Origin of the sequence: Comamonas sp. A7-5 (genome assembly GCF_039581385.1) — a bacterium.
Lineage (GTDB): Bacteria > Pseudomonadota > Gammaproteobacteria > Burkholderiales > Burkholderiaceae_C > Comamonas > Comamonas thiooxydans.
Map to the genome: position 1 here is coordinate 1 of NZ_JBCPWO010000021.1, position 21092 is coordinate 21092.

General features: G+C 61.6%; 16 protein-coding genes and 1 tRNA gene. 7 read left to right on the forward strand and 10 right to left on the reverse strand.

Going from position 1 to position 21092, the window contains the following annotated elements; translation table 11 throughout:
• Positions 1-148 precede the first annotated feature (148 nt).
• The 7 genes from lon to AAIL67_RS22760 all read right to left on the reverse strand — a co-directional run bounded on the left by lon (position 149) and on the right by AAIL67_RS22760 (position 11161).
• The gene (gene lon / locus AAIL67_RS22730) at positions 149-2563 is read right to left on the reverse strand and encodes an endopeptidase La (RefSeq protein ID WP_034360129.1); all 2415 of its coding nucleotides are present in this window, start codon (positions 2561-2563) and stop codon (positions 149-151) included.
• A gap of 155 nt (positions 2564-2718) precedes the next feature.
• Positions 2719-3981, reverse strand: a complete 1263-nt coding sequence (clpX, locus tag AAIL67_RS22735; protein ID WP_012837449.1) for an ATP-dependent Clp protease ATP-binding subunit ClpX — start codon at positions 3979-3981, stop codon at positions 2719-2721.
• Between the two features lie 176 nt (positions 3982-4157).
• A complete protein-coding gene (clpP, locus tag AAIL67_RS22740; RefSeq protein WP_003068910.1) occupies positions 4158-4766 on the reverse strand; it encodes an ATP-dependent Clp endopeptidase proteolytic subunit ClpP in 609 nt (202 codons plus the stop codon).
• 133 nt (positions 4767-4899) lie between these two features.
• Positions 4900-6210 (reverse strand): trigger factor, encoded by a 1311-nt coding sequence (tig, locus tag AAIL67_RS22745; RefSeq protein ID WP_045840434.1) that lies wholly within the window; start codon positions 6208-6210, stop codon positions 4900-4902.
• A 334-nt stretch (positions 6211-6544) separates the two neighbouring features.
• Positions 6545-6631: transfer RNA gene (locus tag AAIL67_RS22750), tRNA-Leu, on the reverse strand.
• A gap of 85 nt (positions 6632-6716) precedes the next feature.
• Complete coding sequence (locus AAIL67_RS22755) at positions 6717-9926, reverse strand: efflux RND transporter permease subunit (protein WP_343485175.1); 3210 nt, start codon at positions 9924-9926, stop codon at positions 6717-6719.
• A complete protein-coding gene (locus tag AAIL67_RS22760; protein WP_343485203.1) occupies positions 9923-11161 on the reverse strand; it encodes an efflux RND transporter periplasmic adaptor subunit in 1239 nt (412 codons plus the stop codon). The genes AAIL67_RS22755 and AAIL67_RS22760 overlap by 4 nt, the downstream gene beginning before the upstream one ends.
• A 191-nt stretch (positions 11162-11352) precedes the next feature.
• Between AAIL67_RS22760 and hpnC the strand changes: the two genes are divergently transcribed.
• The 4 genes from hpnC (at position 11353) to AAIL67_RS22780 (ending at position 15733) form a co-directional block, all read left to right on the forward strand.
• The gene (gene hpnC / locus AAIL67_RS22765; protein WP_343485176.1) at positions 11353-12234 is read left to right on the forward strand and encodes a squalene synthase HpnC; all 882 of its coding nucleotides are present in this window, start codon (positions 11353-11355) and stop codon (positions 12232-12234) included.
• 133 nt (positions 12235-12367) lie between these two features.
• Entirely contained in the window at positions 12368-13207 is an 840-nt protein-coding gene (gene hpnD, locus AAIL67_RS22770; RefSeq protein WP_034358010.1) for a presqualene diphosphate synthase HpnD, read from the forward strand.
• Positions 13208-13214: 7 nt separating this feature from the next.
• Positions 13215-14555, forward strand: coding sequence for a hydroxysqualene dehydroxylase HpnE (gene hpnE / locus AAIL67_RS22775; RefSeq protein ID WP_343485177.1), 1341 nt, complete (start codon positions 13215-13217; stop codon positions 14553-14555).
• A gap of 155 nt (positions 14556-14710) precedes the next feature.
• Positions 14711-15733 (forward strand): tripartite tricarboxylate transporter substrate binding protein, encoded by a 1023-nt coding sequence (locus AAIL67_RS22780; protein ID WP_343485178.1) that lies wholly within the window; start codon positions 14711-14713, stop codon positions 15731-15733.
• Positions 15734-15844: 111 nt separating this feature from the next.
• Here the strand turns inward: AAIL67_RS22780 and AAIL67_RS22785 are convergent, their stop codons facing one another.
• Genes AAIL67_RS22785 through AAIL67_RS22795 form a run of 3 tightly spaced genes read right to left on the reverse strand, consistent with a single transcriptional unit; the run spans position 15845 to position 17751 of the window.
• Entirely contained in the window at positions 15845-16060 is a 216-nt protein-coding gene (locus tag AAIL67_RS22785; RefSeq protein WP_003068886.1) for a DUF2788 domain-containing protein, read from the reverse strand.
• Positions 16061-16107: 47 nt separating this feature from the next.
• Complete coding sequence (locus AAIL67_RS22790; RefSeq protein WP_034358000.1) at positions 16108-16956, reverse strand: DUF2189 domain-containing protein; 849 nt, start codon at positions 16954-16956, stop codon at positions 16108-16110.
• A 45-nt stretch (positions 16957-17001) separates the two neighbouring features.
• Positions 17002-17751, reverse strand: coding sequence for an HAD family hydrolase (locus tag AAIL67_RS22795; RefSeq protein WP_343485179.1), 750 nt, complete (start codon positions 17749-17751; stop codon positions 17002-17004).
• Positions 17752-17824: 73 nt separating this feature from the next.
• On the opposite strand from AAIL67_RS22795, the gene hemH reads away from it, so the two are divergent.
• The 3 genes from hemH (at position 17825) to AAIL67_RS22810 (ending at position 21091) form a co-directional block, all read left to right on the forward strand.
• Complete coding sequence (gene hemH / locus AAIL67_RS22800; protein ID WP_343485180.1) at positions 17825-18922, forward strand: ferrochelatase; 1098 nt, start codon at positions 17825-17827, stop codon at positions 18920-18922.
• A 45-nt stretch (positions 18923-18967) separates the two neighbouring features.
• Positions 18968-19945, forward strand: a complete 978-nt coding sequence (locus AAIL67_RS22805) for a LysR family transcriptional regulator (RefSeq protein WP_045840430.1) — start codon at positions 18968-18970, stop codon at positions 19943-19945.
• A 192-nt stretch (positions 19946-20137) separates the two neighbouring features.
• Positions 20138-21091 (forward strand): 2-oxoglutarate and iron-dependent oxygenase domain-containing protein, encoded by a 954-nt coding sequence (locus AAIL67_RS22810; RefSeq protein WP_343485181.1) that lies wholly within the window; start codon positions 20138-20140, stop codon positions 21089-21091.
• The last annotated feature ends 1 nt before the right edge of the window (position 21092 follow it).

The window sequence follows — 21092 nt, forward strand, 5'->3', positions numbered from 1 at the left end:
CCTTGGCAAGGTATCGCTCTACCAACTGAGCTATTCCCGCATATCTACCGAAGCCCAACATTGTACAACGTTGTTTGCTGCGATGGATGAATTGTAGCGCAGTTCTGAGCCCTCCCAGAAAAAACGCCACAATTTTCACAAACAAGCATCAATGCTTGATGGCCGCCTCTACTGGCTTGGCATCGGTGGACGCCACGGCAGCTACAGCTTCCTCAGTCAAAGGATCCGGCACGCGCTCCAGCGCCACCTTGAGAACCTGATCGATCCATTTCACAGGAACGATTTCCAGACCGCTCTTCACATTATCGGGAATGTCCTGCAAATCCTTGGCATTCTCTTCAGGAATGAGCACGGTCTTGATGCCACCACGCAGAGCAGCCAGCAGCTTTTCCTTGAGGCCGCCGATCGCCGTGACTTCACCGCGCAAGGTGATTTCACCGGTCATGGCCACATCAGCTCGCACGGGAATGCCAGTGAGAGCCGAGACAAAAGCTGTCGTCATCGCTGCACCGGCGCTGGGGCCATCCTTGGGCGTAGCGCCGTCAGGCACATGCACATGAATGTCCTTTTTCTCGAAGGCTTCATCCTTGATGCCAAGCAGACGAGCGCGGCTGCGCACCACGGTGCGAGCAGCTTCGACCGACTCCTTCATCACATCGCCCAGAGAGCCTGTGCGCGTAATGACACCCTTGCCTGGCATGGTGGCGGCTTCGATGGTCAGCAGATCGCCGCCGACTTCGGTCCAGGCCAGACCCACAACCTGCCCCACCTGATTGGCATGCTCGGCACGGCCATAGCTGAACTTGCGCACGCCCAGATATTCATTGAGGTTGTCGGCATTCACCTCCACCTTGGGCTGAAGCTTGCCAAGTTGCAAGCCCTTGACCACCTTGCGGCAAATCTTGGACAGCTCGCGCTCAAGCGAACGCACGCCCGCTTCGCGGGTGTAGTAGCGCACGATGTCACGAATCGCGGCTTCGGTCACTTCCAGCTCGCCGTCCTTCACGCCGTTGTTGGTGATCTGCTTGGGCAGCAGATAGCGGATGGCAATATTGGTCTTTTCGTCTTCGGTATAGCCCGACAGACGAATCACCTCCATGCGATCCAGCAAGGCCGAAGGAATGTTCATGGAGTTGGAGGTCGCCACAAACATCACGTCGGACAGGTCGAAGTCGACCTCCACGTAGTGGTCACCAAACTTGTTGTTCTGTTCGGGGTCCAGCACTTCCAGCAGCGCGCTCGAAGGATCGCCACGGAAGTCCATGCCCAGCTTGTCGATTTCGTCCAGCAGGAACAGGGGATTGCGCGTACCGACCTTCTCCAGGCTCTGCAGCACCTTGCCGGGCATGGCGCCGATATAGGTACGGCGGTGACCGCGAATTTCCGCCTCGTCTCGCATGCCGCCCAGCGCCATGCGCACGTACTTGCGACCTGTGGCCTTGGCAATGGACTGACCCAGCGAGGTCTTGCCCACGCCGGGAGGACCCACCAGACACAGAATGGGCGCCTTGACCTTGTCCACACGCTGCTGCACGGCAAGATACTCGAGAATGCGGTCCTTGACCTTTTCCAGGCCGAAGTGATCTTCGTTCAGCACTTCCTCGGCATTCGCCAGATTGTGCTTGATCTTGGTCTTCTTGCTCCAGGGCAGTCCAGTCAGCACTTCGATGTAGTTGCGCACCACCGAAGCTTCAGCCGACATGGGCGACATCAGCTTGAGCTTCTTGAGCTCGGCCTCAGCCTTTTTGCGAGCATCGGCAGGCATCTTGGCGAGCTTGATCTTTTTCTCGATCTCCTCGATGTCGGCACCATCTTCACCCTCGCCCAGCTCCTTCTGGATGGCCTTGACCTGCTCATTCAGATAGAAGTCGCGCTGATTTTTCTCCATCTGGCGCTTGACGCGACCACGGATGCGCTTGTCGACGTTGAGGATGTCAACCTCGCGCTCGAGTTGCTCGAACAGGTTTTCCAGACGCTCCTTGATGTCCACCAGATCCAGCACCGCCTGCTTGCTCTCGAGCTTTAGAGGCAGGTGCGCCGCAATGGTGTCGGTCAGACGACCGGCATCATCGATGCTGGCGATCGAAGTCAGGATTTCCTGAGGAATTTTCTTGTTGAGTTTGACGTACTGGTCAAACTGCTGGGTCACGGCACGGCGCAACGCTTCGATTTCGCTTTGCTCATGGGCATCGCCTTCGGGCTCCACAGGCGTCACAGATGCCGTGAAGTGAGACTCTTCGTCGGCAACCTGCTTGACCAGCGCGCGCTGCTGGCCTTCCACCAGCACCTTCACGGTGCCGTCGGGCAGCTTGAGCATCTGCAAGATGGTGGAGACACAGCCCACATCAAACATGTCTTCCGCTGCAGGCTCGTCCTTGGAGGCCGTCTTCTGCGCCACCAGCATGATGCGGCGGTCGCCTTCCATGGCCAGCTCCAGAGCCTTGATGCTCTTGGCTCGCCCCACGAACAGCGGAATCACCATATGCGGAAACACCACCACATCGCGCAGCGGCAGCAGTGGCAGGTCCAGCTCGGTAGAAGGCAAAGGGGTTTGTCCAGACATAGGTATCCTCGGTTTCTCAGCGGAAGATGGTCCGCTTACCGGTGTATTTCAACCCCTGGGGGCAAATTGTTTTTGCCGCCTCAGGGGCATTGCCTTTCAGCCGCAGGCGACAAAGCGAGCCCATTGGAGGGCCCGCCTTGCACGCAAGCACAGTATCAGGCCTTTTTGGCCGCTTCGCGGTAAACCAGCAGCGGCTCCTTGCCGTCTTCAATGGTGGCTTCTTCCACCACTACCTTTTCCACATTCTCGGCGGTTGGCAACTCGAACATGGTGCTGATCAGTGCCTGCTCGACGATGGAGCGCAGGCCACGGGCACCGGTCTTGCGAGCCAGGGCCTTGCGGGCGATCGCCTTCAGGGCCGCGGGGCGTATCTCCAACTCCACACCCTCCATGGCCAGCAGCTTGCTGTACTGCTTGACCAGCGCATTCTTGGGCTCGGTCAGGATCTGTACCAGTGCGTCTTCGCTGAGTTCGGCCAGCGCCGTCACCACGGGCATACGCCCAACCAGCTCGGGAATGATGCCGAACTTGATCAGATCCTCAGGCTCGATCTCGAGGAACATCTCCGAGATGGAGCGCTGCTTCTTGCTCTTGACGGTAGCGCCAAAGCCTATGCCCGAAGCCTCGGTGCGGTTCTCGATGACTTTCTCCAGTCCCGCGAACGCGCCGCTGCAGATGAACAGGATATTGGTGGTGTCGATCTGCAGAAAGTCCTGGTTCGGATGCTTGCGTCCACCCTGGGGAGGAATGCTGGCCATCGTGCCTTCGATCAGCTTGAGCAGCGCCTGCTGCACGCCCTCGCCCGATACGTCGCGCGTGATGCTGGGGTTGTCCGACTTCCGGGAGATCTTGTCGATTTCATCAATGTAGACAATGCCACGCTGAGCACGCTCGACGTCGTACTCACAGCTTTGCAGCAGCTTCTGAATGATGTTCTCGACGTCCTCGCCCACATAGCCAGCCTCGGTCAGCGTGGTGGCATCGGCCATCACGAATGGCACATTGAGCTGACGCGCCAGCGTTTGGGCCAGCAAGGTCTTGCCCGAACCCGTGGGACCGATCAGCAAGATATTGCTCTTGCTGAGCTCCACATCGTCCTTGCCTGCCTTGTCCTTGTGATTCAGGCGCTTGTAGTGGTTGTAGACCGCCACGGCCAGCGTGCGCTTGGCCTGCTCCTGACCGATCACATAGTTGTCGAGATTGGCCTTGATTTCGGCGGGCGTAGGCAGATCGCCGCGACCTTCCTTGGCATCGGCGGCAGGCTGTTCGTCGCGAATGATCTCATTGCACAAGTCGATGCACTCGTCGCAGATGAACACGGACGGGCCGGCGATCAGCTTCTTGACCTCGTGCTGGCTTTTGCCGCAGAAGGTGCAATACAAATTCTTTTCGGTGGAAGAGCCTTTTTTATCGGCCATGGGGGCTGTGCCTCGTTACGAAAAAACGAAAATTAATGATAACCAAAGACAAGGCGGCGTAGGCCATCAGGGACAAACGCCGCCGAGCAAGTCCCGGGAGCCAGTCAGCAACTCCCAGGTTTTTCATTGCCAGCACCTGCAATCCCAATCAGACATGGGACTCGGTGCTATGCATTTCAGGAACGCTTGCTGATTACCTGGTCAACCAGGCCGTATTCCTTAGCCTCATCGGCGGAAAGGAAATAGTCGCGCTCGGTGTCGTTCTGAATCTTTTCCAGGGGCTGACCGGTACGCTCGGCGAGTATTTTGTTCAGGCGCTCGCGGGTCTTGATGATTTCGCGGGCATGAATTTCGATTTCGGTCGCCTGACCACGTGCACCGCCCAGAGGCTGGTGAATCATGACCTGAGCATTGGGCAGTGCATAGCGCTTGCCCTTGGCTCCGGCCGACAGCAGGAAAGCGCCCATGCTCGCCGCCATGCCGGTGCACAGCGTCGAGACATCAGGCTTGATGAAGTTCATGGTGTCAAAAATCGCCATGCCTGCCGTCACGCTGCCGCCGGGGGAGTTGATATAGAAGGAAATGTCCTTGTCAGGATTTTCGCTTTCCAGGAACAACAACTGGGCTACCACCAGGTTGGCGGTCTGATCGTTAACCTCGCCCACCAGGAAAATCACGCGCTCCTTGAGCAGACGCGAATAAATGTCATAGGAGCGCTCACCGCGACCCGACTGTTCAATGACCATGGGCACCATGCCCAAACCCAATGTATCCAATGCGCTCATGTTTTCTCCAGTGCTATGCGCCTACTGTAGCCGCATTCTGAAAAGAAAATGGGGCTTGCGCGCAAAAGCACAAGCCCCGCAATTCAAGTTATCGGAACTTGCCTAGGGCAAGCACCGATAAAAGGTTCAGCCCTTAGGCCTGACCCATCAGCTCGTCGAAGGAAACGGCCTTGTCGGTGACCTTGGCCTTGGCCAGAACGAAATCGGTGACGTTGTTTTCGATCACAACGGCCTCCACTTCGGCCAGACGGTTGCGGTCGCCGAAGTACCAGCGCACCACGTCTTCGGGCTTCTCGTAGCTGGAAGCCAGCTCTTCGACATGAGCCTTGATCTGCTCGGCAGTGGCTTGCAGGTTGTTGGTCTTGACCAGCTCGGCCACCACCAGGCCCAGACGCACGCGACGCTCGGCTTGGGGCAGGAAGATGTCTTCAGGGATTTCAGCCTTGGCTGCGTCCTTGATGCCGCGCTGTTCCAGTTCGGCGCGCGCGCCTTCCAGCAGACGGCCCACTTCAGCCTGCACGGAAGCCTTGGGCAGATCCAGCTCGGCCACGGACACCAGAGCGTCCATCACGGCTTGCTTGTTGCGGCCTTGAACGCGGAACTTCACTTCGCGCTCCAGGTTCTTCTTGATGTCGTCGCGCAGGGCTTCAACAGAGCCGCCTTCCACGCCCAGAGTCTTGACGAACTCTTCGTTCACTTCGGGCAGGTTGGGAGCTTCCACCTTCTTGACGGTCACCAGGAAGTCGGCAGTCTTGCCGGCCACATCGGCACCGTGGTAGTCAGCAGGGAAAGCCAGGGGGAAAGTCTTGGACTCGCCAGCCTTCATGCCGCGGGTTGCGTCTTCGAATTCCTTGAGCATCTGGCCTTCGCCGACCAGGAACTGGAAGTCTTCAGCCTTGCCGCCGGAGAAAGTCTCGCCGTCGATCTTGCCTTCGAAGTCCACAGTCACGCGGTCGCCGTCCACAGCGGCTTCACCGGCAGCGCGCTCGGTGAAGGTGCGACGCTGCTTGCGCAGAATGTCCACGGTCTTGTCGATGGCTGCGTCGTCCACGCTGGTGGTCAGCTTTTCCACTTCGGCAGCAGTCAGGTCGCCGATCTTGACTTCGGGCATGACTTCGAACACAGCTTCGAATTGCGCTTCGCCTTCGGCAGCGCCTTCCTTCTCGGTGATCTTGGGCTGACCGGCAACGCGCAGATCGGCTTCGTTCACGGCAGCGGCAAAAGCCTCGCCCACCTTGTCGTTCAGCACTTCATATTGCACGGAGTAGCCATAACGCTGAGCCACAACGCTCATGGGCACCTTGCCAGGACGGAAGCCGTCCATCTTCACGGTGCGCGCCACCTTCTTCAGGCGAGCATCAACTTCAGACTGGATCGCAGACAGGGGCACGCTCAGCGTGATCTTGCGCTCGAGCTTTTCAAGAGTTTCAACGTTAACGGCCATGATTTTTCCTAAGAGGGATGAGGACCGTGCAGATTGCCAAGCAACCCGCACCGTATTGCGCAAAGTCACAGTGCGCGCATACCCAACGACATGCGGCACCACAAATTTCCAGAGCCTGCCCCGGTCATTTGCCCCAGCGTCTGGCGCCAGGCATTTGCTCAAATCAGGAACAGGCGAAGCCGACCATTATAACGAGGCGCCGCGCAGGCTCCGCCATCGCCCTACAGGGGTTTGCCTTAAAAGCTGACGCCGCGCCTGCAAAGCAGGGCAGGAAAAGAAAAAGCCCGTAACGGCTTGGGGTTACGGGCTTGAGGCAGCAGGGACTGCCAATGTCTGGTGCGCGGAGCCGGACTCGAACCGGCACGGTGTTGCCACCGTCAGGACCTAAACCTGGTGCGTCTACCAATTTCGCCACCCGCGCGGTCAGCAATGCGCAAATTTACGCTTACTGAGGTCAAGACGCAGATTCTAGCCGCAAAATTGGCGGTCTTTCTTTCAGAACAGGCTCAGGCCGTGTCCTTTCTGATGCGGAAAGCCGCCGCATACATGGCGGGCAAGGCCAGCAGGGTCAGCACGGTCGCCACAATCAGACCGCCCATGATGGCCACAGCCATGGGGCCCCAGAACACGCTGCGCGACAGCGGAATCATCGCCAGTACGGCAGCCGCTGCAGTCAGCACGATGGGGCGCAGGCGATGCACGGCAGCTTCCACAATCGCATCCCATGCCGGCACGCCCTGGGCACGTCCGCTCTCGATCTGATCGATCAGGATGACCGAATTGCGCTGAATCATGCCCATCAAGGCCACAACGCCCAGCAGAGCCACAAAGCCAAAGGGGCGATTCAGCAGCAGCAAGGCCGCAGCCACACCAGGGATGCCCAGCGGGCCGGTGATAAACACCAGCAGCGAACGGCTGACGCTGCGCAACTGCAACATCAGCAGGGTGAAGGTCAGGAAAAGCAGCACCGGGACTCCTGCCACGATGGCACCCGACCCCTTGGAACTTTCCTCCACGGCACCGGCCACTTCGATGCGATAGCCTGTGTCGCCCGCAGCATGCCAGCCAGCCTCCATCTTGCGCAACTGCGGCAACAGCTCGTTGGTCAGCGTTGCACCTTGCAGGCCTTCGCGCACATCGCCTTGAACGGTAATCGCGAAATTGCGCTTTTCGCGCCACATCACACCCGGCTCCCAGACCATGACGGGCTTGGCTATCTGCGTGAGCGGAACGGACTGCCCGTTTGCCGTGGTGACATAGACACCTGCGATATCGGTAATCGCATCGCGGTCCTGCTTGGGCGGGCGCATCACGATATCGATCAGCTTGTCGCCTTCACGAAACTGCCCCACTGTGGTGCCGCTGAAGTTCATGCCCGTGGCTTCGGCGATCGACTGACTGGTCACACCCAGGGCGCGCGCCTTGTCCTGATCGACCTGCAGGCGAATGACCTTGACGGACTCATTCCAGTTATCGTTCACGCCACGCATATCGGCATTGGCCTGCATGAGCGCCTTGACTTCATCGGCGTAGGTGCGCAGCTTGGCGGGGTCCGAGCCCATGATACGGAACTGCACCGGATATTGCACGGGCGGCCCGTTGGGCAGCAGCTTGGAGCGCGCCCGCACCTCGGGGAATTCCTCGGCCATCAGCGCCGGCAACTGCCTACGGATTTCCTCGCGCGCCTTCAGGTCTTTGGCCACCAGAATGAACTGTGAGACGTTGTTCTGCGGAAACACCTGGTCCAGCGGCAGATAGAAGCGCGGTGCTCCGGAGCCTATCCACTCGCTGACAGACTCCACTCCGTCGAGCTGCAAAAAGCGCTTTTCCACGCGCAGCGTCACTTCCTTGTTGGCCTGCAAGGACGTGCCCTCGGGGAACCATATATCGACCAGCACTTCGGGGCGGCTGGAATCTGGGAAGAACTGCTGCTGCACCTTGCCCATGCCCGCCAGACCCAGCACGAACACCAGCACCGTCGCGCCAATCGTCAGCCAGCGGTGCTGCACACACCAGTTCACCGTGCGGCGAAAACGGTTGTAGAACGGCGTATCGAACAGCTCATGTTCACCTGCATTGGTGTTGATGCCTGCTTCTTCGGCCGACACCTCACCGGATGCCACTTCGGGCGGCAGCTTGGCGGCATGCGGCGGCTTCTTGAGCAGCAGCAGGCCCAGATAAGGCACAAAATACACCGAGGCAAACCAGCTGAGCACCAGCGCAATCACCGTGACCGCGAAGATGGCGAAGGTGTATTCGCCCGTCATGGATTTGGCCATGCCGATGGGCAGAAAGCCCGCTGCCGTGATCAGCGTGCCGGTCAGCATGGGCTTGGAGGTGATTTCATAGGCAAAGGTGGCGGCACGGTACTTGTCGTAGCCCTCCTCCATCTTGCGCACCATCATCTCCACGGCAATGATGGCGTCGTCCACCAGCAAACCCAGCGCAATGATGAGCGAGCCCAGCGACACCTTGTGCAGACCGATATTCCAGTACCACATGGCCAGGAAGGTTGCGGCGAGCACCAGCGGAATGGTGATGCCCACCACCAGTCCGGGGCGCGGGTCGATATACCAGCGCTTCCACAGCGGATGCTGCCCCGGGCGCTTGTGCAGGCCCAGGCTCAGAAAGCTCACGGCAAGCACCACGACCACTGCCTCGATCAGCACCTGGAGAAACTCGCTGACCGAATCCGCCACCGCCTTGGGCTGGTTCTGCATATTGCTCAGCGTCACGCCCACGGGCAGGCTTTTGGCGATGCGCTCCGTTGCCTGCGTCAGCGCCTTGCCCAGCGCAATGATGTCGCCGCCCTTGACCATGGACACCCCCAGGGCCACCGTAGGCTCGCCCTGAAAGCGCACCATGACATTGGCCGGGTCAGCATAGCCGCGATGCACCTCGGCGATATCGCCCAGCCTGAACTGCGCTCCGCCCTGGCCGATGATGGGCATGGCACGCAGTTGCTCCAGATCGTTGAACTGGCCTTGCACACGCAACACAATGGTTTCGGCTGGCGTCTGCAAGATACCGGCCGATGCCACGGCATTTTGCTGGTTGAGCTGATCGAGCACCTGCTTGAGGTTCAGCCCCATCTGCGTGGCGCGGTGCGACAGCTCCACATAGACCTTTTCGTCCTGCACGCCGAACTGCTCGACCTTGGCCACATCGGGCACCTGCAGCAGTTGCTGACGCACATCGTCGGCCAGGGTCTTGAGCTCGGCATAGCTGAAGCCCTTGGCCTGCAGCGCATAGATCACGCCATAGACATCGCCGAAATCGTCGTTGAAGAACGGTCCCTGAACGCCCTGCGGCAGGGTGTAGCGCATATCCCCCACTTTTTTGCGCACCGTATACCAGAGCTGCGGTACCTCCTTGGGGGGCGAATAGTCCTTGACCTGGAAGATGACCTGCGACTCGCCAGGCTTTGAGTAACTGCTGATCTTGTCGGCATAAGGCACTTCCTGCAGCGTGCGCTCGATCTTGTCCGTCACCTGCTGAGCCACCTGCTCGGCAGTCGCGCCGGGCCAGTAGGTGCGAATGACCATGGCGCGAAAGGTGAACGGAGGATCCTCGTCCTGGCCCAGCTGGAAGAAGGCCGTAAAGCCCAGCAGCATCAGCACGACAATGAAATAGCGTGTCAGCGCCACATGATCGAGCGCCCAGCGGGAAAGATTGAAATGCGCGCCACTGGTCTTTTTGTGTCCAGCGCCGCTCATTTGCCCGCCTCCGCAGCCACCGCAGGCTGACCCACACCTGATTCATGAGCATCCTGCGCTTTGCCCGCCTGCGTTTTCGGCTGATTTGATGCAGAACCCTGCAGCGACTTGGCATACTTATCGCGATATACCGTCACCTTCTGCCCGGGGGTCAGCACGTGGACGCCTGTGGCCACCACCTGCATGCCGGCTTGCAGACCCGAGGCAATCACCGCCTCGTTGCCGTCGGCGCTGGCAATCTGCACCGGCTGCAGCTTCACCGAACTGCTGGCCGCGTCATACAGCCAGACGGCCGTACCCTGACCGTTACCCCCCTCCTGGCGCAAGGCCGTGGTTGGCAGCTTGATGACCTGGCTGCCTATGGCTTCGCCGCTGACGCCCATGCCCTCGGGCATGACATGCACGGTCGCGCCCAATGAAGGCAGGTCCGCGCCCTGCAGCGCAGCCTTGACCACATAGGTGCGTGTGGCCGGGTCGGCACTGGCCGCCACCTCACGCACCTGTGCGTTGATCACGCGCGACTCGTCCGACCAGGGACGCACCTTCACACCCTGGCCCGGCTTGATGGCGCTGCGCCGGTCTTCGGGCACGCTGAACACCGCATCGCGCGCGCCGTCCTGGGCAATCCTCACCACGGGCGTGCCGACCGCAACCACCTGACCGGGTTCAGCCTCCACGGCGGTGACCACGCCATCGGCATCAGCCAGCAACTGGGTGTAGTTCTCCTGATTGGACTGGCTCGAGAGCTGGGCACGGGCCTGATCGAGCGAGGCCTGGGCCGCCTTCAGATTGGCCTCATAGCGCTCCATCTCTGCGGCGCTGATGAAGTTCTGGGCGCGCAGCGTGCGAAAACGCCTGGCATTGGCCTCGGCCAGATCGCGCTGCGTGGTAGCCGAGGCAAGCTGGGCACGCGCGGCATCGGCGCTGAGCTGGTAATCGCGCGCATCCAGTCGCGCCAATACCTGTCCAGCCTTCACATGCTGACCCAGTTCCACTTCGCGCCTTGTGATCTTGCCCGCCACGCGAAAGCCGAGGCGAGATTCGACACGGGCCCGCACATCGCCCGAATATTGCTGAGCAGACTCGATCTGCCCCTCACCCACGGTCACCAGCTTGACTGCGCGCACCGGCTCGGGCGCGGCCTCTTTCTTGGAGCAGGCCGACAGCATGACGGCAGCCGCCACTATGGACAGCGCAGCCAAGGGCGCGGCAGGCCGGCGCGGCAAAGACAACATTGCAAAACGACGAGAAGACGAAACAGCCATGGTGTTCTGGGCTTGTAAAAATAGGAAAAGCGCAGCTGCCGGGCAGGCCGCTGCACCCAAGTCAGCGCTGATTGTGCACGCACGTGCGCTTTTGCGCCGTCTTTTTATGGGCTGCCGCCAGCCGGCAAGTCCACCCGGTCCACAATACGGGCGTGAACCATATGCCCCCAGCGAGCCCCGCCGCCAACGCGCCGGCCAGCATCAACCACTACGAAAATTTCCCTGTCGCCTCCTGGCTGTGCCCGCCACGACTGCGTGCGCCCATCGCCGCCATCTACCACTTTGCGCGCACCGCCGACGATCTGGCCGACGAGGGCCAGCACGGCACCGAGCAGCGCATCGCACAGCTGCAGCAATATGGCGCAGATTTGCAGCAGTTGGGCTGCTCCGGCGAAGCCGCCATGCTGATGCGCACCGCCTGGCCGCATGTCTTTGGCCCGCTGGCAGTCCAGGTCCAGGCCCATGGTCTGCCCAAGCCATTGCTGGCCGACTTGCTCAGTGCCTTCGAGCAGGATGTGCGCATGACGGCCGCCCAGACCCGCTACACCGACATGGCCCATTTGCTGGATTACTGCCGCCGCTCGGCCAACCCGGTCGGCCGCCTGCTGCTGCACCTGTATGGCGTGGTCAACGCCAAGGCACTGATTCAGAGCGACGCCATCTGCACCGCCCTGCAACTCATCAACTTCTGGCAGGACCTGAGCCAGGACTTGCCGCGCCAGCGCCATTACCTGCCGGATGCCGACCTGGCCCGCCATGGCATTGTGCGAAGTGCCATCAAGCCGGAGGCAGCGGCATTGACACCCGAGCTGCAGTCTCTGCTCGGCGAACTCAACCGCCAGGCCCGCAGCATCATGCACCATGGAGCGCCCCTGGTGCATCAGTTGCCCGGCCGCACGGGCTGGGAGCTGCGCCTGGTCGTGCAAGGCGGTCTGCGCATTCTGGACAGACTGGACGCCATGCAAGGCCGCAACCTCTATCAACGCATCAAACTGGGCAAGCTCGACATGGTCGCCATGCTCTGGCAAGCCGTGCGCATGTGAGCGAATAGATAGCCCCTATCCCATTAATGGGCCTATGCAAGGCGCTATTGAATTTGAAGTATGACTAGGCGCATGCCGCGCATTTCACTGTTGTGTCGGCCAACCGCCCGCGTCATGGGACAATGCTCCCCCTATGAATCCGGATCAGTACGTCCAAGACAAAGCCGCCTCTTCGGGCAGCAGCTTCTATTACGCCTTTCTCTTCTTGCCCAAGGAGCGCCGCGCCGCCATCACGGCTTTCTATGCCTTCTGCCGCGAAGTGGATGACGTGGTTGACGAGGTCACGGACCCTGGCGTGGCAGCCACCAAGCTGGCATGGTGGAAGACCGAGGTACACAGGGCATTCACCAGCCAGTCCGCTCATCCCGTGATGCAGGCACTGATGCCCCACGCCAAGACCTATGGCATCGAAGAGCGCCATCTGCAGGCCGTCATTGAAGGCTGCCAGATGGATCTGGATCAGACCCGCTACCTGGACTTTGCCGGTCTGCAGCGCTACTGCCATCTGGTCGCCGGCGTGGTCGGCGAGGTTGCCGCCCGCATCTTCGGGCAGACCGAGGAGCGCACCACCGAATACGCCCACACCCTGGGCCAGGCCCTGCAGCTGACCAACATCATCCGCGACGTGGGCGAAGACGCCATGCGCGGGCGCATCTACCTGCCTATCAGCGAGCTTCAGCAGTTCGATGTCAAGGCCCACGAGATCAACAAGCGCGAGTACTCGGAACGCTTCACGGCCCTGATGCGCTTTCAGGCCGAGCGTGCCCACAGCCTGTATGACAAGGCGCTTGGCCTGCTGCCCGATGCCGACCGCCACGCACAAAAGCCCGGCCTGATGATGGCAAGCATCTATCGCACCCTGCTGCGCGAAATCGAGTCCGAGAACTTCCAGGTACTGCACCAGCGCATCAGTCTCACGCCACTGCGCAAGTTCTGGCTGGTCTGGAAGATGCAGGCGCTGGGTCGCATGTAAGCGCGCCATGGAAGTTGCCATCATCGGTGGCGGCTGGGCCGGCATGGCTGCCTCTGTACAGCTTTCGCTAGACGGCCATCAGCCCACGGTTTTCGAGGCCGGTCGTCAACTGGGTGGCCGGGCCCGCAATCTGGAACTGCCGGGCGGCACCATCGCCGACAACGGCCAGCACATTCTGATTGGCGCCTATGCCGAATGCCTGCGGCTCATGCGCATCGTGGGCGCGACGCCGGAGCAAGCCCTGCTGCGCAAACCACTTACCATGCGTTACGCCGATGGCAACGGCCTGTCCTTCCCCGACCTGCCGGCGCCGCTGGACGCCTTGATCGGCATTGCCAGCGCCAACGGCTGGTCACTGCGCGAACGTGCCGCCCTGCTGGGGCGCGCCCTGCGCTGGCACGTTCAGGGCTTTCGCTGCGCAGAGGCTGCAACCGTTGCTGATATCTGCAGCGGTCTGCCAAAGCGCCTGCTCGACGAATTCATCGAGCCGCTGTGCGTGTCGGCCCTCAACCTGCCGGCCTCACAGGCAAGTGGCAGCATCTTCCTGCGCGTGCTACATGACGCGCTGTTCGCGGGTACGGGCGGCTCGCATTTTCTGCTTCCGCGCTACGGACTCGGTGATCTGTTTCCGAATCCGGCTGCGCAATGGCTGCAAGGCCGCGGACATGCGGTACATACTGCAAGTCGGATTCAGGAGCTAATTCCCCATGGCCGGCAATGGCTGCTGCGTACATCCAATGCGGCACTGAGACCAGCGCTTGAGCAATCGCGCTTCGATGCCGTGCTGCTGGCCTGCTCACCTCAGGAAGCCGCCCGCCTGGCCCTGCTGGCGGCCGAAGACCAGCGCCTGCCCGCGCGCGACGCGGTGGCTTACCAACACTGGGCACAGACCGCGCAGGCGCTGGAGCACACGGCCATTGCCACGGTCTATGCCCGCACCGGCCAGGGCCTTGCGCCTGAACATCCCTGGCTTGCATTGCGACCCGACGCCCAGGCTCCTGCCCAATTTGTGTTTGACCGCGGTCATCTGCAGCCCTCCGATGGCGCCCAGCAAGGTCTGATGGCGTTTGTCATCAGCGACTGCCGCACGGACCGCCAAGCCCTGGAGCAGCAGGTGCTGGAACAAGCCCGGCAACAGCTGGGCTGGCAGGACATTCAAGCGGTGCTGACCGTGGTTGAAAAGCGCGCCACATTTGCCTGCCGGCCCGGCGTGAAGCGCCCTGGCTTGGAGCTGGGCCATGGCCTCTGGGCTTGCGGCGACTATGTGAACGGGCCCTATCCAGCGACGCTGGAAGGTGCGGTGCGTTGCGCACTCGAGGCAGCCGAGCAAGTGGTCCGCAAGGAGTAGGACTGAGTAGCTCTAGCGCAAACCCTATCAGCACAATCCTGATGCCTGGATAGTCCTGCTGCACCAGGTTTGACAGCGATTTGACAGCCACAGTTGCAACCATGGCTTGAGAGGCAATCTCTCAGCCGCATAAAGCCAAAAGCAACGGAGACAACATGGCATCCACATTCGACAAGTCCACTCGCGAAGTTCTGAGCATCTCGCGCCGCCATCTGCTGACCGGCGCCGGAGCCCTGGCCTGCAGCGGCCTGCTGCCCGGCATGGCCCGCGCTGCCGATGACAGCTGGCCCAACCGTCCGATTCGCTTTGTCGTGCCGTTTGCGCCTGGCGGCAGCTCTGAAATCGTGGCCCGCTCCACCGCCGCAGAGCTGTCCAAGACCATAGGCCAGAACGTATTCGTGGACAACAAGCCCGGCGCCGCGGGCAATATCGCCATGCAGGAGGTGGCTCGCGCCGATGACCAGAGCACGGTCATCCTCGGCCATATCGGTACCCTGGCCGTCAACCCTTATATTTTTGACAAGCTGCCCTGGGACCCCAAAAAGGACTTTGTGCCTGTGAGCCTGCTGGCCAAGGTGCCCAGCCTCTATGTGGTGCACCCCGATCTGCCCGTCAAGAACATTGCAGATCTGGTGGCCTATGCCAAGAAGAACCCCGGCAAGCTCAGCTATGGCTCGGCCGGCAACGGCAGCGCGGGGCATCTGGCATTCGAATACCTGAAAATGACGGCCGACATCTTCATGCTCCACGTGCCCTACCGCGGCACCGGCCCCATGATGACCGACCTGCTCTCGGGCCGCCTTGATGCTGCCTCGGTTGGCGCCGCCGCGCTGCTGCCCTTCATCAAGGCCGGCAAGGTGCGCTGCATCGCCACCGGTTCGACCAGGCGCCTGCCGCAATTGCCCGATGTGCCCACGGTGGCCGAACAGGGCTTTTCGGGCTTTGAAATGACCCAGTGGTACGGCATGCTGGCCCCTTCCAGCATGCCTCGCGCCCATGTAGACAAGCTGGCTGCAGAGTGCGGCAAGGCCGTCAAGGCGCCCGATGCACTCAAACGCTTGCAAGGCGATGCGGCCGAGCCCATTGGCAGCACGCCGGAGCAGTTTGCCCAGTTCATCGCCACCGAGCAGAACCGCTGGCAAAAAGTGCTCAAGCGCGCACAGGTGAAACCGGGTTAACCCACTGAGACACCGCTTCTTCCCCCTTCTTTTCGGAAGGGGGCTAGGTTCTCTCTGCGGGGCGGACCTTGCTCAAGTAGTGAGCCGGTCAGCGCCGCCCCATGTATCAGCTCAGCGGCTCTCTATCCACCACTGGATGATGATCTTGGCGAGATAGCCTACAAAGCCCACGCCCAGGCCCAGAAAGATCACAAAGGTGCCGAACTTGCCTGCCTTGGACTGACGCGCCAGCTGCAGGATGATGAACACCATGAACAAGATGAAGGCACCCACACCCCAGGTCAGGAAAAAGTGGGCAAGCTGTTCTTCCGTATATCCGAATATCACGACAACCAGGTCCTTACAGCCTTTGCCAGGCCCTGGTCGCGCAGCGCTCAGACGGCAGGCACTATCGCTTCATCTCTGGCGGGGAATGCAGAGGCATCCACCAGGTCTCGATAGGCGTGCCAGCTGGCATGGCCCAGCAGGGGCATCACAACCACCAGCCCCAGCAGATAGCTGCCAAGGCCCAGCAAAGTCAACATCACAATCAGCGCCGCCCACAAGGCCATAGGGCCAGGGTTGGCCAGCACCACGGACCAACTGGTCAACACGGCCTGGCGCACGGTCACTCGCCTGTCCAGCATCAGCGGCATGGCCACCACGCTGGACGCAAAAATCGGAGCAGCCAGAAAGCTGCCCAAAGCCATCCATTGCACAAACAGCTGACCATCCCTGGCCAGCACCACATGCACAATGAAATCCTGCAGGGTTTGCACGCGCACGGGCGACATCACGGTGATCAGCGATGCCGAAATCAGCACCCAGCCCGTGGCTGCCAGCGCCAGCAAGGCGCCGAACCTGACCATGCACCAGTACCCTCCCCGGCCCGTGGCATGGCAGCTCTGCCATTGCGTCCAGGTGCGGCGGATCAGACCCCAGTCTGCCACCTCACCGCGCTCTATGGCCCGGCTGACGGCATAGAGGCTGGTGGCCACCAGAGGCCCCACCACCAGAAAGCCCGACAAGGCCCCTGCCATCAACCAGAAGCGATTGTGCCCCAGGGTCAGGATTGCTGCACCGATCAGGATCAAGGCCAGACCATGCGCCAGACTGATTAACGGAGCGTTAGAAATGTCCTGCAAGGCTCTGGACAGCCACACCATAGGCCGGCTCCAGGCAATGGTTCGCACAGGTGCCAGCGGAGGCGGCGTGAGAAGACAGGCAGACAGACAGGTAGGCATAGGCGGTCCTTGTTCGCTGACCCGCACTGCTCCCGCTCGTCCCGGTCAACGATCTGCCAGCCCCTGACACAACTGCCAAAGGCTGGCGACTGTGACGTGGGGTTCAGGTCCCACGCAAGGCCATGCTACCTGCCCGCGGTTGAGCCAGACTGCGTGCATACCCGCATCCATGGCGCCCCGGGCATCCAGCTCCGCATCGTCGCCGATGTGCAGCACATGCTCGGGGGCGACGCCGGCCGCATCCGCTGCGGCCTGAAAAAAACGCGTCTCGGGCTTGGCCATGCCGGCTCCGCTGGCAGACAGCGAGGCGCGAAAATGCTCGCCGATACCCACCACATGCACATTCGCATTGCCATTGGACAGGGCCACCACGGGCCAGCGCTGCGAGAGAAACTGCAGCGCCGGCAAGGCATCGTCAAACAGCTCGACCCGCTGGCGAGCGGCAAAGAACTCGTCAAAGGCCGGTTCGGCCAGGGCGGGATCGTCACCGGCGCGACTCAGCGCCAGCCGGATGGACTCGCGGCGCAGGCCGCTGAGGTCAGCTTTCAGATCCGGGCGCAGCCCCACGATTTCATGACGCAAGGCACGCACCTTGTCCGTATCGCCCAGGTGCTCGGCCGTACCGGGAGCATGCTGCGCGAGCCACTGCAGCAAAACGGCCTCAGCCTTGGCAATCGTGGGCCAGATGGGCCAGAGCGTGTCGTCCAGATCCAGACTGATGGCGCGAATCTGGCCACTGTGGCGCAGACGCTGAAGAGTTTCAATGGCAGGGGCTGTGGTGTCTTGGGGTTGCATACCCCGAAGAATAGCGGCCCGGCTAATGCCGCAGAGCGGCTGCGCCTATCCGATTAGCTGACACAATTGCGCCATGCCATCACGCTTTGCGCCCGAACCCAGCTTCCGTCACGACCAATCCGCACGCACCGGCATCCTGCTGTGCAATCTGGGCACCCCGGCCGCCCCCACGGCTGCAGCAGTGCGCCCTTATCTGGCGGAGTTTCTCGGTGACGATCGCGTGGTCGAGATTCCCAAGCTCGCCTGGTGGCCGATTCTGCACGGCATCATCCTGCGCACCCGTCCGGCCAAGTCGGCCGCCAAGTACGCCACCGTCTGGCATGAAAAGGACGGCTCCCCGCTGCTGCACTGGACCACGCGCCAGGCCACTTTGCTGCGCGGCTGGCTGGGCGAGCGCGGCCACAATGTGCTGGTGCTGCCAGCCATGCGCTACGGCACGCCGTCCATTGCGGCCCAGCTGGATGCACTCAAGAAAGACGGCGTGACGCGCATCCTGATCCTGCCGCTGTACCCCCAGTACTCGGGCACGACCACGGCCAGCGTGTTCGACGCCGTCTACGACTGGGCCAGGACCCAGCGCCATATTCCCGAGCTGCGTTTCGTCAACCGCTACCACGACGATGCCGGCTATATCGAAGCGCTGGCACAGCGCATAGAAGCCCACTGGCGCGGCCACGGTCGCGGGGACAAGCTGGTCATGAGCTTTCATGGTGTGCCAGAGCGTACGCTGCATCTGGGCGACCCCTATCACTGCGAATCGCACAAGACGGCACGCCTGCTGGCCGAGCGGCTCAAGCTCGGCAACGAACAGTATCTGGTGACCTTCCAGTCGCGCTTTGGTAAGGCCAAATGGCTGGAACCCTATACCGAGCCCTCGCTGATTGCCATGGCCCAGGCTGGTACCCGGCGCGTCGACGTGGTCTGCCCCGGCTTTACCAGCGACTGCCTGGAGACGCTGGAGGAAATCAAGCAGGAAGCGCGTGAAGCCTTTTTGCATGCGGGCGGCCAGCAGTTCGAGTACATAGACTGCCTCAACGACAGTGCGCCCTGGATCACCGCACTCAGCGATATTGCCCAGCGGCATATGCAAGGCTGGCCCACCGGACGCGAGGACGATGTCGATCTCAAGGCCCGTGCCCAGCGCGCCAAGGCGGCGAGCGCGCCACAGTAGACGGCCATCCAGCGAACTGGCACGGCATATGCTGCCTCCGGCTGCATGCATATTCACGCCCGCTCCATTCGCTATTTCGACATGATTCGCCGCTGCGGCTCCATACGCGAAGCCGCGCGCCATCTGCATGTGGCCTCGTCGGCAGTCAACCGCCAGTTGCTGCAGCTTGAGGACGAAATCGGCAGCCCGCTGTTCGAGCGCCTGAGCTCGGGCCTGCGGCTCACGGCCGCCGGCGAAGTTTTTTCGCGCCATGTGATCACGGTGCTGCAGGACGAGCACCGCCTCAGCACCGAGCTGGAGCTGCTGCGCGGCGTGCGTCGCGGCTCGGTCAGCGTGGCCGCCGTGGAAGGCCTGAACGCCGACCTGATGCCGGCCGTGCTCACGCAGATGCACAGACGCTACCCCACGATTCAGATTCATGTGCGCACCTGCGGCTCCCAGCAGGCGGCGCAGGCCGTGATTCAGGGCGATGCGGACGTGGGCATAGGCTTTTCCGTCAAGCGCCACGACAATCTGCGCCAATGCACCATGGGCCGCTTTGCGCTGGGTGCCATCGTGCCGCCCAAGCACCCGATTGCCCAGCTGGAGCGCGTGGACTTTGCGCAATGCGCGGCCTTTCCGCTGATTCTGCCAACGCCCGAACTCTCCATGCACGACTTGCTGCAGCCCTTGCTGGCGCACCACAAGCGTGCATTGCAGGTGTTGCTGGAAACCTCGTCCATCGAGCTGGCCAAGAGTCTTGCCGAACGCGGCGTGGGTATTTTCTTCCAGAGCAGGCTGGGACTGGAGCGCGAGCTGCGCGAAGGCAGGCTGGTCCATGTGCCGCTGGATACGCCCACCACGCTGTACTCCGAACTCGGCGTCTATGTGCGTGCAGGACGCACGCTGCCATCGGCACTCGACGCCTTCAACCGCATCGCGGCCGATGCCATAGAAAGCCGCGAGGACGAGGAAAGCGTCGCCCTGCGTGAATGGGTGGCCCGCACGCAGACCTCCGCTGCGGCGGCTTCCGCCAGGAGCTGAGAGCGCCCCGATCCATGACTGCACCGGCATTGTGCGCATCGCTTTTTGCGAATGCACCAATGCCGTGCAACACTTTACCCATCAGCGATTAGCGCTCACATTTTTAGATCACCCCGCAGCAAAAGCTGCGCTATCCAGCACGGGCTGCGCTTTCTAAACTGACTCCAGTTCTTCAGTTTCTGGACGCCATTTGTGAGCATCTCTGCCCTCCCCCTCATCGACATCAGCGGCCTGCACAGCCATGACCCTGTGGATCAGCATCTGGTGGCCGAGCAACTGCGCCAGGCTTGCGAACAGCGCGGCTTCTTCTATATCACCGGCCATGGCATAGACCCGGCGCTGATCAGCAGCCTGTTTGCCGCCAGCCAGCGCTTCTTTGACCTGCCCATGACCGAAAAGCTGGCCGTGGACAAAAAGCTCTCCCGCTGCAATCGCGGCTATGAGCCGCTGCGCGCCCAGACGCTGGAGAGCGGCGCACCACCCGATCTCAAGGAAAGCTTTTACGCCGGCGCCGAGGTCGCGGCCAACGATGCGCGCGTGCTGGCCGGCCGCTTCAATACCGGCCCCAACCAATGGCCCGAAACCCTGCCCGACTTCCGCGCCGTGATGCAGAACTATTACCAGGCCGCCTACGGCCTGGGCGCGACCATTGTGCGCGGCCTAGCCTTGTCGCTGGGCGTGCCGGTCAGCCACTTCGACGGCTATCTCAAGGAGGCCGCCGCGACCCTGCGCCTGCTGCATTACCCGCCCCAGCCTGCCAACCCTGAGCCCGGCGAGAAAGGCTGCGGCGAGCACACTGACTTCGGTGGCGTGACCTTGCTGCTGCAGGACGAGGCCGGCGGCCTGCAGGTCTGGGACAAGGATCTCGGCAGCTGGATCGACGCGCCCCCCGTGCCCGGCGCCTTCGTCGTCAACATCGGCGATCTGTTCGCACGCTGGACCAACGACCGCTATGTCTCCACCTTGCACCGGGTCATCAATGTCTCGGGTCGCGAACGCTATTCCGTGCCCTTTTTCTTCACGGGCAACCCGCTGCACAAGGTGGAATGCATTCCCACCTGCCTGGACGATGGCGAGCAGCCCAGATACCCGGCCGTCACGGTGGAGCAGCATCAGATCGAATGCTATCGCCGCACCTACGGTTGAC

Excerpts from the sequence above, each read along its gene's own strand:
- hpnD (WP_034358010.1), top strand. The coding sequence starts at position 12,368 with ATGAATCCGGATCAGTACGTCCAAGACAAAGCCGCCTCTTCGGGCAGC.
- clpX (WP_012837449.1), bottom strand. The coding sequence starts at position 3,981 with ATGGCCGATAAAAAAGGCTCTTCCACCGAAAAGAATTTGTATTGCACC.
- clpP (WP_003068910.1), bottom strand. The coding sequence starts at position 4,766 with ATGAGCGCATTGGATACATTGGGTTTGGGCATGGTGCCCATGGTCATT.
- hpnE (WP_343485177.1), top strand. The coding sequence starts at position 13,215 with ATGGAAGTTGCCATCATCGGTGGCGGCTGGGCCGGCATGGCTGCCTCT.
- AAIL67_RS22755 (WP_343485175.1), bottom strand. The coding sequence starts at position 9,926 with ATGAGCGGCGCTGGACACAAAAAGACCAGTGGCGCGCATTTCAATCTT.
- AAIL67_RS22795 (WP_343485179.1), bottom strand. The coding sequence starts at position 17,751 with ATGCAACCCCAAGACACCACAGCCCCTGCCATTGAAACTCTTCAGCGT.
- AAIL67_RS22760 (WP_343485203.1), bottom strand. The coding sequence starts at position 11,161 with ATGTTGTCTTTGCCGCGCCGGCCTGCCGCGCCCTTGGCTGCGCTGTCC.
- AAIL67_RS22780 (WP_343485178.1), top strand. The coding sequence starts at position 14,711 with ATGGCATCCACATTCGACAAGTCCACTCGCGAAGTTCTGAGCATCTCG.
- AAIL67_RS22790 (WP_034358000.1), bottom strand. The coding sequence starts at position 16,956 with ATGCCTACCTGTCTGTCTGCCTGTCTTCTCACGCCGCCTCCGCTGGCA.
- lon (WP_034360129.1), bottom strand. The coding sequence starts at position 2,563 with ATGTCTGGACAAACCCCTTTGCCTTCTACCGAGCTGGACCTGCCACTG.
- AAIL67_RS22805 (WP_045840430.1), top strand. The coding sequence starts at position 18,968 with ATGCATATTCACGCCCGCTCCATTCGCTATTTCGACATGATTCGCCGC.
- tig (WP_045840434.1), bottom strand. The coding sequence starts at position 6,210 with ATGGCCGTTAACGTTGAAACTCTTGAAAAGCTCGAGCGCAAGATCACG.
- hpnC (WP_343485176.1), top strand. The coding sequence starts at position 11,353 with ATGCCCCCAGCGAGCCCCGCCGCCAACGCGCCGGCCAGCATCAACCAC.
- hemH (WP_343485180.1), top strand. The coding sequence starts at position 17,825 with ATGCCATCACGCTTTGCGCCCGAACCCAGCTTCCGTCACGACCAATCC.